The organism is Micromonospora endolithica (genome assembly GCF_003626595.1).
GTDB classification, from domain to species: Bacteria; Actinomycetota; Actinomycetes; order Mycobacteriales; family Micromonosporaceae; genus Micromonospora; species Micromonospora endolithica.
Genome location: NZ_RBAK01000009.1, coordinates 89,203 through 103,176, shown reverse-complemented (window position 1 = coordinate 103,176; position 13,974 = coordinate 89,203). Strand labels below are relative to the sequence as shown.

The 13,974-nt window shown below is 71.5% G+C and carries 14 protein-coding genes; 10 read left to right on the top strand and 4 right to left on the bottom strand.

Annotated features, from left to right (window positions below; translation table 11 throughout):
* Positions 1-252: 252 nt before the first annotated feature.
* Entirely contained in the window at positions 253-2,784 is a 2,532-nt protein-coding gene (locus D7223_RS21920) for an ATP-dependent Clp protease ATP-binding subunit (protein WP_120730300.1), read from the top strand.
* A gap of 967 nt (positions 2,785-3,751) precedes the next feature.
* On the top strand, positions 3,752-4,405 hold the full coding sequence (locus tag D7223_RS21915; protein ID WP_120725265.1) for a C39 family peptidase: 654 nt from the start codon (positions 3,752-3,754) through the stop codon (positions 4,403-4,405).
* Positions 4,406-4,468: 63 nt separating this feature from the next.
* On the opposite strand, the gene dusB is transcribed toward D7223_RS21915, so the two are convergent.
* Positions 4,469-5,641, bottom strand: coding sequence for a tRNA dihydrouridine synthase DusB (gene dusB / locus D7223_RS21910; protein WP_120730299.1), 1,173 nt, complete (start codon positions 5,639-5,641; stop codon positions 4,469-4,471).
* A gap of 178 nt (positions 5,642-5,819) precedes the next feature.
* Here dusB and D7223_RS21905 point away from each other — a divergent pair, with 178 nt between their 5' ends.
* The gene (locus D7223_RS21905; RefSeq protein WP_120730298.1) at positions 5,820-6,791 is read left to right on the top strand and encodes a type IV toxin-antitoxin system AbiEi family antitoxin domain-containing protein; all 972 of its coding nucleotides are present in this window, start codon (positions 5,820-5,822) and stop codon (positions 6,789-6,791) included.
* Between the two features lie 195 nt (positions 6,792-6,986).
* Here the strand turns inward: D7223_RS21905 and D7223_RS21900 are convergent, their stop codons facing one another.
* From D7223_RS21900 to D7223_RS21890, 3 genes are all read right to left on the bottom strand, one after another.
* On the bottom strand, positions 6,987-8,366 hold the full coding sequence (locus tag D7223_RS21900) for a glycine--tRNA ligase (RefSeq protein WP_120730297.1): 1,380 nt from the start codon (positions 8,364-8,366) through the stop codon (positions 6,987-6,989).
* Between the two features lie 116 nt (positions 8,367-8,482).
* Positions 8,483-9,061, bottom strand: a complete 579-nt coding sequence (locus tag D7223_RS21895) for an Rv0361 family membrane protein (RefSeq protein WP_238162157.1) — start codon at positions 9,059-9,061, stop codon at positions 8,483-8,485.
* A gap of 24 nt (positions 9,062-9,085) precedes the next feature.
* Complete coding sequence (locus tag D7223_RS21890) at positions 9,086-9,427, bottom strand: antibiotic biosynthesis monooxygenase family protein (protein ID WP_120730296.1); 342 nt, start codon at positions 9,425-9,427, stop codon at positions 9,086-9,088.
* A gap of 28 nt (positions 9,428-9,455) precedes the next feature.
* Here D7223_RS21890 and D7223_RS21885 point away from each other — a divergent pair, with 28 nt between their 5' ends.
* From D7223_RS21885 to D7223_RS33075, 7 genes are all read left to right on the top strand, one after another.
* Entirely contained in the window at positions 9,456-9,713 is a 258-nt protein-coding gene (locus D7223_RS21885; RefSeq protein ID WP_120730295.1) for a hypothetical protein, read from the top strand.
* 54 nt (positions 9,714-9,767) lie between these two features.
* Positions 9,768-10,769 carry a metal ABC transporter substrate-binding protein gene (locus D7223_RS21880; protein ID WP_120730294.1) on the top strand — a complete coding sequence of 334 codons (1,002 nt, stop codon included), beginning with the start codon at positions 9,768-9,770 and terminating at the stop codon, positions 10,767-10,769.
* Positions 10,766-11,527, top strand: coding sequence for a metal ABC transporter ATP-binding protein (locus D7223_RS21875; RefSeq protein WP_120730293.1), 762 nt, complete (start codon positions 10,766-10,768; stop codon positions 11,525-11,527). Before D7223_RS21880 ends, D7223_RS21875 begins: the two co-directional genes overlap by 4 nt.
* Before the next feature lie 3 nt (positions 11,528-11,530).
* On the top strand, positions 11,531-12,403 hold the full coding sequence (locus D7223_RS21870) for a metal ABC transporter permease (protein WP_120730292.1): 873 nt from the start codon (positions 11,531-11,533) through the stop codon (positions 12,401-12,403).
* A gap of 37 nt (positions 12,404-12,440) precedes the next feature.
* Positions 12,441-12,743 carry an ArsR/SmtB family transcription factor gene (locus tag D7223_RS21865; RefSeq protein ID WP_120730291.1) on the top strand — a complete coding sequence of 101 codons (303 nt, stop codon included), beginning with the start codon at positions 12,441-12,443 and terminating at the stop codon, positions 12,741-12,743.
* Between the two features lie 111 nt (positions 12,744-12,854).
* Positions 12,855-13,460 carry a hypothetical protein gene (locus D7223_RS21860; protein WP_120730290.1) on the top strand — a complete coding sequence of 202 codons (606 nt, stop codon included), beginning with the start codon at positions 12,855-12,857 and terminating at the stop codon, positions 13,458-13,460.
* Between the two features lie 268 nt (positions 13,461-13,728).
* Complete coding sequence (locus tag D7223_RS33075) at positions 13,729-13,896, top strand: hypothetical protein (RefSeq protein WP_186832171.1); 168 nt, start codon at positions 13,729-13,731, stop codon at positions 13,894-13,896.
* The last annotated feature ends 78 nt before the right edge of the window (positions 13,897-13,974 follow it).

Here is a 13,974-nt window from a genome sequence, read left to right as displayed (position 1 = left end):
GGCTTCCGCCGGCCGCCCGAATTTCGCTCTGCGCGTAGCGGAGGGGCTACCGGAACAGCCTCTGAGCGCGGACGGTTGTGCAAAACGGCGCGTACGCGGCATCTGACGGGGACACACGACCTCAGCGGAGTCGGTCCGCAGCGATAGAGTAAGGAGGCACGGACGCCCGTCCCGGACGTCCGCGCACCGGCCCCGCCACGACTTCTTGACCATCAAGATCGAGTGCGCACGGCACGTGAGGAGCACGAGGGCATGTTCGAGCGGTTCACCGACCGAGCGCGACGGGTTGTCGTCCTGGCCCAAGAAGAGGCCCGGATGCTCAACCACAACTACATCGGTACGGAGCACATCCTGCTGGGCCTCATCCACGAGGGTGAGGGCGTCGCCGCCAAGGCTCTGGAGAGCCTCGGCATCTCCCTGGAGGGCGTGCGTCAGCAGGTCGAGGAGATCATCGGCCAGGGCCAGCAGGCGCCGAGCGGGCACATCCCGTTCACGCCGCGGGCCAAGAAGGTGCTCGAGCTGTCCCTGCGCGAGGCGCTGCAGCTCGGCCACAACTACATCGGCACCGAGCACATCCTGCTCGGCCTGATCCGTGAGGGTGAGGGCGTCGCCGCCCAGGTGCTGGTCAAGCTCGGCGCCGACCTCAACCGGGTCCGCCAGCAGGTGATCCAGCTGCTCTCCGGCTACCAGGGCAAGGAGCCCGCCGCCGCGGGTGCCGCGCCGGGCGAGGCCGCGCCGTCGACCAGCCTCGTGCTGGACCAGTTCGGCCGGAACCTGACCCAGGCCGCCCGCGAGGGCAAGCTCGACCCGGTCATCGGGCGCGAGAAGGAAATCGAGCGGGTCATGCAGGTGCTCTCCCGCCGGACCAAGAACAACCCGGTCCTGATCGGTGAGCCCGGCGTCGGCAAGACCGCCGTGGTGGAGGGCCTGTCCCAGAAGATCATCAAGGGCGAGGTGCCCGAGACCCTCAAGGACAAGCAGCTCTACACGCTCGACCTCGGCGCGCTGGTGGCCGGTTCCCGCTACCGCGGTGACTTCGAGGAGCGCCTCAAGAAGGTGCTCAAGGAGATCCGCACCCGGGGCGACATCATCCTGTTCATCGACGAGATCCACACCCTGGTGGGCGCGGGTGCCGCCGAGGGCGCGATCGACGCGGCGAGCATCCTGAAGCCGATGCTGGCCCGTGGTGAGCTGCAGACCATCGGCGCGACCACGCTCGACGAATACCGCAAGCACCTGGAGAAGGACGCCGCGCTGGAGCGTCGTTTCCAGCCGATCCAGGTGGGTGAGCCGTCGCTGGCCCACACCATCGAGATCCTCAAGGGCCTGCGGGACCGCTACGAGGCGCACCACCGCGTCAGCATCACCGACGCGGCACTCGTGGCTGCCGCCACCCTGGCCGACCGGTACATCTCCGACCGCTTCCTGCCGGACAAGGCGATCGACCTGATCGACGAGGCCGGTGCCCGGATGCGCATCCGTCGGATGACCGCGCCGCCGGACCTGCGTGACTTCGACGAGCGCATCGCCCAGGTCCGTAAGGACAAGGAGTCCGCGATCGACGCGCAGGACTTCGAGCGGGCCGCGCAGCTGCGCGACAAGGAGAAGCAGCTCCTCGGCCAGAAGGCGCAGCGCGAGAAGGAGTGGAAGGCCGGTGACCTGGACGTCGTCAGCGAGGTGGACGACGAGCAGATCGCCGAGGTGCTCGGCAACTGGACCGGCATCCCGGTCTACAAGCTGACCGAGGAGGAGACCTCGCGCCTGCTGCGCATGGAGGACGAGCTGCACAAGCGCGTCATCGGCCAGGAGGACGCGGTCAAGGCGGTCTCGAAGGCGATCCGGCGTACCCGGGCCGGCCTGAAGGACCCGAAGCGCCCGTCCGGCTCGTTCATCTTCGCCGGCCCGTCCGGTGTCGGTAAGACCGAGCTGTCCAAGGCGCTCGCCGAGTTCCTCTTCGGCTCCGAGGACGCCCTCATCCAGCTCGACATGTCCGAGTTCCACGACCGCTACACGGTCTCCCGGCTGGTGGGTGCCCCTCCCGGCTACGTCGGCTACGACGAGGGTGGCCAGCTCACCGAGAAGGTGCGGCGTCGTCCGTTCTCGGTGGTCCTCTTCGACGAGATCGAGAAGGCCCACCCGGACGTGTTCAACACGCTGCTCCAGATCCTGGAGGACGGTCGGCTCACCGACGGTCAGGGCCGGATCGTGGACTTCAAGAACACGGTCATCATCCTGACCACCAACCTCGGCACGCGCGACGTGGCCAAGGCGGTGTCGCTGGGCTTCCAGGCGTCGGAGGACTCCGAGTCCAACTACGACCGGATGAAGCAGAAGGTCAACGACGAGCTCAAGCAGCACTTCCGCCCTGAGTTCCTGAACCGGATCGACGACACCATCGTCTTCCACCAGCTGCGTCAGAACGAGATCCTCTCGATCGTCGACATCATGATCCAGCGGATCGAGACCCAGCTGCGCAACAAGGACATGGGCCTGGAGCTGACCGACAACGCCAAGAAGTACCTGGCGCTGAAGGGCTTCGACCCGGTGCTCGGTGCGCGTCCGCTGCGTCGCACGATCCAGCGCGACATCGAGGACAACCTGTCCGAGCGGATCCTCTTCAACGAGCTGACCCCGGGTCAGATCGTGGTGGTGGACTGCGAGGGCGACCCGAACGACATCGACAAGTCCAAGCTCGTCTTCCGGGGTGCCGACAAGCCGGTCGACGTGCCGGACGCCGTCCCCGCCGACCTGGGCGGCACTGCTGCCGCGGGCGCGGACGAGTAGGGCAACAGCACGAAAGGCGACGGCCCGGTGGCAGCAGCCACCGGGCCGTCGCCTTTGTCCGTCGCCTCTCCGTCACCAGGGCTCCAGGGCGGGCCGGCGGGGCAGGCGGCGATCTCCCTCGATTGCAGTGAAGTAGGGCTTTCAGGCACCGCCGACACCCCGACTTCAGTGAACCGGGGTGGAGCAGATGATCTCGACCGGGAGCGGGACCGGCCCGTCCGGACGCTGGGTCGGGGACCTCGGGCGGGGGGCCGGGCCGGCCTTCGCCGGACATCCGGTTGCGGATAGTCCGTCTCGGGTTGGTTGTCCGGTTCGCCGAGCGCCGGGCGTCGGGTCCGCCCCGGCCCGGGTGCTGGTCCTCGCCTACGGCGGGATGTCCGGTCCGGCACGCTCCCGCTATCAGCAGCCCTCCGTCTTGACCCCCGGCTCCCGGCCACGCCCTGGCCCCCGGCCGTGGCCGATCATGAGGTTAGCGGAGCAAGATGTCCGTTTCGGGCCCGCCAACCTCATGATCAGCACCATTCGTCTGGGGCGGGATGGGAGCGAGACCTCGGGACGGCGCGGCCGTCGAGGGGCGGTCTCGTTGTTCGCGGTGGGGTGCGGGTCCGGTTTGGGTGGGGTGTCGGGTGGCCGGGGCCACCCCGGGGGTGGAATCCGGGGCGGGGTCGGGTCGTTGTACATGGCAGGCCGCGCCACCTCGGGCGGCACAGCGCCTCACTGAGATGGGCCCGGCCCGGCGGGAATGATCGACCGCCTCCCGCGGTTACATCCCCCGGGCCACGCACCAGGGCCCGCCCCGGGAACCCCGGCGGGGAATGACCCCCCGGCCCCGGTCGTTACATCCCCCGGACCCGCGCAGGACACCACCGCCGCCGGGCCGGATCCCCCGAAACATCGCGGCATGCCACCGCAGAACCCCCCTTCTTGCGTGTGTCGCGCACCCCCGATGTGAAGGAGCACCCCCATCATGGCTACCACCCTGTTCCGCAAGGCCGCCCTCACCGCCGCCAGCGCCGCGTTCGTCGGCGGAGCCCTCGCCGGCCCCGCCACCGCCTTCGCCGCCCCCACCCACACCGCCAAGCCGGCCACCGCCGCGCAGCAGTCCGACCGCAAGGGTGAGCGGGAACTGAACGTCCGCTACGAAGCCCAGCCCAACTTCTACTACTGCGGCCCCGCCGCCGCCCGCAACGCCCTGTCCGTGCAGGGCAAGAACATCGACGTCGACGGCATGGCCAAGCTCATGGGCACCACCGAGGCCGGCACCAACTCCGTCAACGACATCACCCCCGTACTGAACAAGGAGACCGGCAAGAACGCCTACCGGTCCACCGAGATCAGCACCCCCAGCGCCGACGACAAGCAGACCGACAAGCTCCGCGACGACATCGTGCGCACCGTCGACGACGGCCGCGCCGTGGTCGCCAACATCGCCGGCACCGCCACCGACACCGACGGCACCACCCACGCCTTCGAAGGCGGGCACTACATCAGCGTCGTCGGCTACCGCGACAACGGCGAAACCGTCACCATCGCCGACTCCGCCAACCCCGACCAGGCCTCCTACCGGATGAGCATCGACAACCTCGCCGACTGGATCGCCACCCGCGGCTACATCTCCTGACCCACACCACCACCAAGGCCCGGCCCCCGATGGGGGCCGGGCCTTTCGGTGCCTCCGGAATGCTCAGCCGCCGGAGTCGTCCAGCTCCGCGCCCTCCGGGACGGTGTCGTCGTCGCGGCTGGCCAGCCAGCCCTCCGGCAGGAAGACCTTGCCGGGCGAGTTGGTCCGCCCCCGTGGCTGGCCGAGCGTCTCCACCGGGAACGGCACCGCCGGGTCCAACTTGCCGAGCAGGTCGTCGAGCTGGGCCAGACTCTCGATCATGGCCAGCGACCGGCGCAGTTCGCTGCCGACCGGGAAGCCCTTCAGGTACCAGGCGACGTGCTTGCGGAAGTCGGTACAGCCGTCCCGCTCTCCCCGGGCCGGGTTCCGGGCGCCCGCGGTGAACTGGTCGACCAACAGCTCCGCGTGCCGGCGCATGGTCGTGGCGACCTCGCCGAGGGCGGGCAGCCGCCGCTGCGGCCGGCCGTCGAACGCCGCCTCCAGATCGGCGAACAGCCACGGCCGACCGAGGCAGCCCCGGCCCACCACGACCCCGTCGACGCCGGTGTACGCGACCATCCGCAACGCGTCGTCGGCCTCCCAGATGTCACCGTTGCCCAGCACCGGCACGTCCAGCGACTGCTTCAGGGTGGCGATCGCGTCCCAGTCGGCGGTGCCCGAATAGCGCTGGGCCGCCGTACGACCGTGCAGGGCGACCGCCGCGACGCCGGCGTCCTGGGCGGCCAGCCCGGCCTCGACGTACGTCAGGTGGTCGTCGTCGATGCCCTTGCGCATCTTCACCGTGACCGGCACCCCGGCAGGCGACGCGGCGTCCACCGCGGCCCGCACCAGCCGGGCGAAGAGCCGCCGCCGCCACGGCAACGCCGAACCGCCACCCCGGCGGGTGACCTTCGGAACGGGGCAGCCGAAGTTGAGGTCGATGTGGTCGGCGAGGTCCTTCTCGACGACGATCCGCACCGCGGCGGCGGTGACCTCCGGGTCCGTGCCGTAGAGCTGGAGGCTGCGGGGGCGCTCGTCGTCACCGAAGGCGATCATGCGCAGCGTCTTCGGGTTGCGCTCGACCAGGGCGACCGTAGTGATCATCTCGCAGACGTAGATGCCGCCGCCCTGCTCCCGGCAGAGCTGGCGGAACCCGACGTTGGTGATGCCGGCCATCGGCGCCAGCACCACCGGCGGCCACACCTGGTGCGGCCCGATGGCCAACGGGCGCGCGGCCGGGGCGGTCGTCTCAGTCACCGCCCAAGTGTAAGGAAGGGCCCCTTCTTAACGCCTCGTGCAGAGGAAGGGCCCCCTGTTAACACGGCGCATATCACATCCGCCGCCCGCGCAGGGGCTGTCCACAGGCCCGCCCGCTGTCCACAGGCCGGCCGGGCGGGGCGGACGACCAGGCCGCCGGAAGCGCAGGCTGCGGCGCATGCGTGAGCAGACACCCGAGTTCGCCGAGACGGTGGAACGGCAACAACAGATCGTCACCCGCGCTCAGCTCCTGGCCGCCGGTTACGACGACATGTACCTGTACCGGCAGGCCCGCCGCGGCCTGTGGCAACGGGTCCTTCCGGCGACGTACGCGCTGGTCACCGGCACCCTCACCGACGAGCAGCGACGGATCTCCGCCGCGCTCTACGCGGGAGCGGCCGCGCAGGTGACCGGACTGGCCGCCCTGCTCTGGTACGGCTTCCGGCAGAGTCCGCGCACGGCGGACGTACACCTGATCGTGCCGCACCACGCGCGGCGCGCGTCGGCCGGTCACGCGGTGGTCGCGCGGGCCCTCGCCCTCGATCCGCGGGCCCGGCGGACGCCGCTGTACGCGGTCTGCTCGCCCGCGCGGGCCGTGGTCGACGCGGCCCGCGGGCTGCGTCAGCTCCGTCCGGTACGGGCGGTGGTCGCCGAGGCCGTGCAGGGCAACTTCACCGACCTCGCCACCCTCGACGAGGAGATCGGGCGGGCGCGGCGGAGTCGGACCGCCCTCGTCCGGAGGGCGTTCGCGGAGGTGGTCGACGGCACCCGGTCGGCGCCGGAGGCCGAGCTGCGGGACTGCCTCGCCGGCAGTTCCCTGCTGCCGGAGATCCTCTGGAACCCGCTCCTGCGAACCGCCCGCGGCGAGCGCCTGCCGACGCCGGACGGCTACCTGCCCGACGCGGCGGTGGCGCTGGAGATGGACTCGCGGGAGTACCACCTCAGCCCGGCCGACTGGGCGCGGACGCTGGATCGGCACAACGAGCTGAGCCGGCACGGGGCCCTGATCCTGCACTTCACGCCGGCTCAGCTGCGTCGTGATCCGGCGAGGGTGTGCCGGACGGTGGAGGACGCGTACGCGTCGCGCCGGGGTGCCGGTGCCGCGATCGGGATACGGGTCGCGTCCGGCGAGGCACCGCCCACGGCGTAGGCGCCGACACCGGGCACCGCGCGACCCGGGCGCGCGGTGCCGCGGGTGCGCGTCCGGGCCGGGCGCGGTGCCGCGGGTGCGCGTCCGGGCCGGGCGCGGTGCCGCGGGTGCGCGTCCGGGCCGCGCGCGGTGCCCGGTGTTAAGAAGGGGCCCCTCCTATACCGCAGGCGTTAATAAGGGGCCCTTCCTTACACCTCAGCAGCCGGGGAGGCGCTCGATCAGGTAGCGCTCGACCTGGTCCAGGGAGATCCGCTCCTGGGCCATGGTGTCCCGGTTCCGGACGGTGACGGCGTTGTCGTCCAGCGTGTCGAAGTCGACCGTCACGCAGAACGGGGTGCCGATCTCGTCCTGGCGACGGTAGCGGCGGCCGATGGCCTGCGAGTCGTCGAACTCCACCACCCACCGCTTGCGCAGCTGCGCGGCGAGGTCCTTCGCCTTGGGCGAGAGGGCCTCGTTGCGGGACAGCGGCAGCACCGCCACCTTCACCGGGGACAGCCGCGGGTCGAAGCGCATCACGGTGCGCTCCTCCATCTTGCCCTTGGCGTTCGGCGCCTCGTCGACGTCGTACGCCTCGAGCAGGAACGCCAGCACCGCGCGGGTGAGGCCGGCGGCCGGCTCGATGACGTACGGCGTCCAGCGCTCGTTCTTGGTCTGGTCGAAGTACGACAGGTCGACGCCGGAGTGCTTGCTGTGCGTGGACAGGTCGAAGTCGGTGCGGTTGGCGATGCCCTCCAGCTCCGCGAACTCGCTGCCACCGAACCGGAAGCGGTACTCGATGTCGACGGTGCGCTTGGAGTAGTGGGAGAGCTTCTCCTTGGGGTGCTCGTAGAAGCGCATGTTCTCCTCGGACAGGCCGAGGTCGAGGTACCAGTTCCAGCGCTCGGCCAGCCAGTACTCGTGCCACTTCTCGTCGGTGCCCGGCTCGACGAAGAACTCCATCTCCATCTGCTCGAACTCCCGGGTGCGGAAGATGAAATTACCCGGGGTGATCTCGTTGCGGAACGACTTGCCGGTCTGCGCGATGCCGAACGGCGGCTTCTTGCGCGCGGCGGTCGCCACGTTGTTGTAGTTCACGAAGATGCCCTGGGCGGTCTCCGGCCGCAGGTAGTGCAGCCCCTCCTCGCTCTCCACCGGGCCGAGGTAGGTCTTCATCAGGCCGTTGAACATCTTCGGCTCGGTGAAGGTGCCCTTGTTGCCGCAGTTCGGGCAGTTCAGCTCGGACAGCGAGGTCAGCGGCTTACCGTGCTTGGCCTCGTACGCCTCTTCCAGGTGGTCGGCCCGGAACCGCTTGTGGCACGACTGGCACTCGGTGAGCGGGTCGACGAACTCGGCGATGTGGCCGGAGGCCTCCCAGACCTTGCGGGCCAGGATGACCGCGGAGTCCAGGCCGACGACGTCCTCGCGCTGCTGCACCATCGTCTTCCACCACTGGCGGCGGACGTTCTCCTTCAGCTCCACGCCGAGCGGACCGTAGTCCCACGCCGACCGGGTGCCTCCGTAGATCTCGCTGGAGGGGAAGACGAAGCCTCGGCGCTTGGCGAGGCTGACGACGGCGTCGATACGGTCGGCTGGCATGTTTCCTCCTACGCCGGCTGGCGGCCGGCGGGGACTTGGGTGGGATGAACAGAGCAGGTCCGGGACAACGGTACGACCGGTGACGTCCCGGGCCCAGCAGAATACCGGGGGCGGGGTCAGTTGATCCCGCAGACCTCCATGCCGCCGGTCTGCCGGTCCTGTTCGAGGGTCACCTGCTGCCGCTCGCGGCCACCGCCGGCGAAGGTGACGTCGACCGGCACGGTGAGCGTGGTGGTATCCACCTGACCGACGGTGAACTGGGCCACCTGCGGCTCGTCGCCGACCCGGCGTTCGAAGTCGCGCCGCGACTCGCGCCGTTGGGCGGACTCGCAGAGCTGGTCGTACGCGGCACCGTACCGGCGCTGCACCAGCGCCTCGTAGTAGTCGGCGGAGGCCGCCCGGCCCTGCTCCTCGACCGCCTGCACGCCGGTCACGGCGAGACCGACCACGGCCGCGCCGCCACCGCCGCAGCAGATCAGGGCGGCCAGCGCCCCGGCGCCGAGCCCCAGCCAGAGGCGGGTGTTGCGGCCCTCCGTGGGCGGGGCGGCGAACGGCGGCGCCACGCCGGGGCCGACCGGCGGGGCGGGGACGCCCACCTCCGCCGGTGGACCGGGCACGACCGGGGGTCGCGCGCCGCCGTCCGGGCCGGGCAGCGGTGGGTACGGCGATCCGGCCGCCGGTCCGGGAACGTTCATGGGGAAAGGGTAGTGCCCCGGGGCTCAGCGGTAAGGGGCAGAGGCCCGATCACTCGGGGTCGCCACCACCTCGCCGCCGGGGGCGGCGCTGGCCAACGCCTCGTACGCGGACGGCTCGTCGACGGACTCGGCGAGCAGCGGCACGGCGGTGACCTTGACGTCGAAACCGCCCAGCGCCCGGCGGTAGGTGCCGACGGACTCCCACTCGGTGACCAGGCACCAGTGCCGCGGGTCGTCCAGCGCGCGCACCAGTTGACCGCGCAGGTAACCGGGTCGGGCGGCCAGGGCGGCGAGGGCGGCGTGCGCCCGCTCGGTGAAGTCGTCGGCGACATCGACGTCGACCACGAACCGGTTGGTCACCAGCACCGGGGTTCCTCCTCGTAGAGTCTGTGGGATGCAGCGTACGCAGAGGCCGATCGCCGCCCGGCTGGCCCGGGCGAACCCGACGACGGTGTTCCTGGTCACCCTGGTGCTGGTGCTCGTGGCGTTCTTCACCCCGGGGGTGGTCGGCGGCCTGCTCACCCTGCTGCTGGCGGCGGGTGTGATCGCGCTGCTGGTGACCACCTGGCCGGTGCAGACGCCGGCGACCCGGGTGATCCGGCTGCTGGTGCTCACCCTGCTGGTCACGGCGGGCCTGGCGAAGCTGCTCTGACATGCAAGCATGCGTTTTTGACAATGATTGTCGTACGCGCGGACAGTTGACCTCATGAACATCCGCTCCGCTCCGCGCGCCCTGGCCGCCGCCACCACCGCCCTGCTCGCCCTGGGCGGCGTCGCCGCCTGCTCCGACGACAACGGCGCCGCCGCCGGCGCCGACCCTCAGCGGGTCGACGTGGTGGCCGCGTTCTACCCGCTCCAGTTCCTCGCCGAGCGGATCGGTGGCGACGCGGTGTCGGTCACCAACCTGGTCAAGCCCGGCGCTGAGCCGCACGACGTGGAGCTGAACCCGGGTCAGGTCGGCGAGGTCGCCCAGGCGGAGCTGGTCGTCTACCTCGCCGGCTTCCAGCCGCAGGTGGACGAGGCCGTCGAGCAGAACGCCAAGGACCGCGCCTTCGACGTGGCCACCGTCCAGCCGCTGCGTGACGCCGCGGCCGACGCCCACGACCACGAGCACGAGGGCGAGGAGGCCGGCCACGCCGAGGAGTCCGGCGCGGCCGAGGAACCCGGGCACGCCGAGGAGGAGACCGGCGGCAAGGACCCGCACCTCTGGCTCGACCCGACCCGCCTGGCCACCGTCGGCGACAGGCTCGCCGAGCAGCTCGGCAAGGCCGACCCGGACCGGGCCGCCGACTACACCGCCCGGGCGAAGGAGCTGCGCACCGAGTTGGAGAAGCTGGACGGCGAGTTCACCGCCGGCCTGAAGACGTGCGAGCGCCGCGAGATCGTGGTCAGCCACACCGCCTTCGGCTACCTGACCGAGCGCTACCAGCTGGAGCAGATCGGCATCACCGGTCTCAGCCCGGAGAACGAGCCGTCGCCGCAGCGCCTCGCCGAGGTCGCCGAGGAGGCCAAGGAGCACAAGGCCACCACCATCTTCTTCGAGACCCTGGTCAGCCCGAAGGTCGCCGAGACCATCGCCGGTCAGGTGGGCGCGAAGACCGCGGTGCTGGATCCGATCGAGGGCCTGTCGACCGACGACGGGGGCGACTACCTTTCGGTGATGCGTACCAACCTGGCGACCCTGAGGACGGCGTTGAGCTGCTCGTGACATCCCCTGTCATCACCGTCACGCACGGGGTGGTCGGCTACGACGGCCGCCCCGTGCTCCGTGACGTCTCGCTGTCCGTGACCACCGGCGAGGTGGTCGCCCTGCTCGGCGCCAACGGCTCCGGGAAGTCCACGCTGATCCGCTCGATCCTCGGTCTGGTGCCGCTCAGCTCCGGGTCGGTCACCCTCTTCGACCGCCCGTTGCGGCGGTTCCGCCAGTGGCACCGCATCGGGTACGTCCCGCAGCGGCTGGGCGCCGGCAGCGGCGTACCGGCCACGGTCGGCGAGGTGGTGGCCTCCGGCCGGCTCGCCCGGCGGGGCGTACTGCGTCCGGCCGGTGCCGCCGACCGGGCCGCCGTCGACGCGGCGCTGCGCGCGGTCGGGCTGGCCGACCGCGTCCGGGACCCGGTCGCCACCCTCTCCGGCGGGCAGCAGCAACGCACCCTGATCGCCCGCGCGCTGGCCGGCCGGCCGGAGCTGCTCGTCCTCGACGAGCCCACCGCCGGGGTGGACGCGGAGAGTCAGGAGGCGTTCGCCGGGGCGCTGGGCGAGTTCGTCGACGGCGGTGGCACGGTCCTGCTGGTCGCCCACGAGCTGGGCCCGCTGCGACCGCTGATCAGCCGGGCGGTCGTCGTACACGCCGGGGTGGTCGTCCACGACGGCGCGGTGCCCGAGCCCGCCGGCCACCACGCCGAGCCCGACCACGACCACGTGCATCCGCACGGTCCCGACGAGCCCGCCGGGCTGTGGAGCAGCTGAGCGATGGAACTCTTCCAGTACCCCTACATGCAGCGTGCCCTGATCGGCGCGCTGGTCATCGGCCTGGCCGCGCCGGCGCTCGGCATCTACCTGGTGCAGCGGCGGCTGGCGCTGATCGGCGACGGGGTCGGGCACGTGGCCCTGACCGGTGTCGGTGCCGGTCTGCTGCTCAACCGGTCCCCGGTGCTGGTGGCGGTGATCGTCGCCACCGCCGGCGCGATCACCATCGAGCTGGTCCGGGCCCGCGGTCGTACCTCCGGTGACCTGGCCCTGGCGTTGCTGTTCTACGGCGGAATCGCCGGCGGCGTGATGCTGGTCGGGCTCTCCGACAGCACCAGCGCCAACCTCAACGCGTACCTGTTCGGTTCGCTGGTCACCATCCAGACCACCGACCTGATCACGATCGCGGTGCTCGGCGCGGCGATCCTGCTCACCATGCTGGGGTTGCGCCCGGCGTTGTTCGCGGTGTGCCACGACGAGGAGTACGCGCGGGTCTCCGGCCTGCCGGTCCGTACGCTCAACCTGCTGCTCGCGGTCGCCACGGCGGTCACCGTCACCATCGCCATGCGGGCGGTCGGTGTCCTGCTGATCAGCGCCCTGATGGTGGTGCCGGTGGCCGCCGCCCAGCAGGTGACCCGGGGGTTCCGCAGCACGATGGCGGCGGCGATGACGCTCGGCCTGTTCGCCGCCGGGTCCGGGGTGTGGGTGGCGGCCACCGCCGACACCGCGCCGGGGGCGTCGGTGGTGCTGATGGCGATCGCCTCGTTCGGCGTCGTCGCGGTCGTCGCGGCCCTCTGGCGGGCGCTGCGCCGACGGGCCGTTCCGTCCGCCGCACCGGCCGCCGAGCCGCACGAGGTCGTCCTGGAACGATCCTGACCAGGCCGGTGCCCGCGGTATTGGTTACCGTTACGGGGTGAGCAGCGGGTCAGGGTACGACACGTTCGAGGGTGCCAGCGAGCTGCTGCGCGCGCTCTCGGCGCCGATCCGGCTGGCCATCGTCAGCGAACTGGCCGGCGGGGAACGGTGCGTGCACGAGCTGGTCGACACCCTGGGCGCGCCGCAGCCGCTGGTCTCCCAGCACCTGCGGGTGCTGCGCGGGGCCGGCGTGGTACGTGGCTCGCGGCGCGGCCGGGAGATCGCGTACCAACTGGTCGACGAGCACGTCGCGCACATCGTGGCGGACGCGGTCAGCCACGCCGGCGAGGGCTCGATGTAAGGAAGGGTGTAAGGAAGGGCCCCTTCTTAACGCCTGGTGTAGTAAAAGGGCCCCTTCCTAACACCCCTGCGTGGGTGCCCCGCACCGCGCCGCCGTGGCACGCTGTCCCGCGTGAAGATCTACGCCGATCGCTTCCCGACCGCCGCCCGTCAGTTGATCACCGACCTCCTCGTCGTCGCCTGGGTGTACGCGGCGGTCCGCGGCGCACTGTGGCTGCACGACCTGGTGCAGAAGCTCGCCGTACCGGGACAGAAGCTGGAGGGCGCCGGCAGCGGCCTGGCCGACAACCTGGGTGAGGCCGGCGGGAAGGTCGGCCGGGTGCCGCTGGTCGGTGACGAGCTGACCGCGCCCTTCGAGCGGGCCGCCGACGCCGCCCGGTCGCTGGCCGAGGCGGGCCGCGATCAGCAGGAGTTGGTGGACCAGCTCGCCCTGGCCCTCGCCGTCGCGGTGCTGATCTTCCCGCTCGGCCTGGTCCTGTTCGGCTGGTTGCCGCTGCGACTGCGCTGGATGCGCCGGGCCGGCTCGGCCGCGAAGCTCGCCGCCGCGCCGGCCGGCCGGGATCTGCTCGCCCTGCGGGCGCTGGCCACCCAGCCCCTGGGCCGGCTCACCCGGATCGCGCCGGACGTCGCCGAGGCGTGGCGGCGCGGTGACGACGACACCGTCGACGCGCTGGCCGCCCTGGAACTGCGCCAACTCGGCCTACGCGGCGGCCGCTGACCCCGCCGCGCCGCCCCGCCCCGCGCGCTGCGCCGCCCCGCAGTCCTGCGCGCTGCGCCGCCCCGCGCCCCGCGCACTGAGCCGCCCCGCAGTCCTGCGCGCTGCGCCACCCCGCGCCCCGCGCACTGAGCAGGGTGCGGGGCTGCGCCGATCTGGAACTTGTGGTGGTGATCGGAGATCAACCAACCACGACAAGTCCCACATCGGCGCGACGTCGGAACGGCCTCGGGGCGCGGGCGGCCCCGGGGCGGGCGGCTAAGGTCTTCGGGTGTTCTTCTTCCTGGTCGTCATCGCCGTTCTGCTGCTCGGTTACGCCGGTTTCCTCCTGACGTTCGTCCGGCAGGGCCGCAAGATCCCGCCGGCGGCATACCTGGGGCTGGCCGTGCTCAACGGGCTGATCCTGGCCGCGGTGCTGGCCTGGGCCGTGTCCCGCTGACCAGACCAACCCGAGCCCGGGCCAACGGCCGGGCCAGACCAACGGCCGGGCCAGACCAACGGCCGGGCCAGACCAACG

Bases quoted from the DNA above. Each gene is read 5' to 3' on its own strand.
- D7223_RS21920 (WP_120730300.1), top strand. From the start codon at position 253: ATGTTCGAGCGGTTCACCGACCGAGCGCGACGGGTTGTCGTCCTGGCC.
- D7223_RS21880 (WP_120730294.1), top strand. From the start codon at position 9,768: ATGAACATCCGCTCCGCTCCGCGCGCCCTGGCCGCCGCCACCACCGCC.
- D7223_RS21905 (WP_120730298.1), top strand. From the start codon at position 5,820: ATGCGTGAGCAGACACCCGAGTTCGCCGAGACGGTGGAACGGCAACAA.
- D7223_RS21870 (WP_120730292.1), top strand. From the start codon at position 11,531: ATGGAACTCTTCCAGTACCCCTACATGCAGCGTGCCCTGATCGGCGCG.
- D7223_RS21895 (WP_238162157.1), bottom strand. From the start codon at position 9,061: ATGAACGTTCCCGGACCGGCGGCCGGATCGCCGTACCCACCGCTGCCC.
- D7223_RS21885 (WP_120730295.1), top strand. From the start codon at position 9,456: ATGCAGCGTACGCAGAGGCCGATCGCCGCCCGGCTGGCCCGGGCGAAC.
- D7223_RS21915 (WP_120725265.1), top strand. From the start codon at position 3,752: ATGGCTACCACCCTGTTCCGCAAGGCCGCCCTCACCGCCGCCAGCGCC.
- D7223_RS21900 (WP_120730297.1), bottom strand. From the start codon at position 8,366: ATGCCAGCCGACCGTATCGACGCCGTCGTCAGCCTCGCCAAGCGCCGA.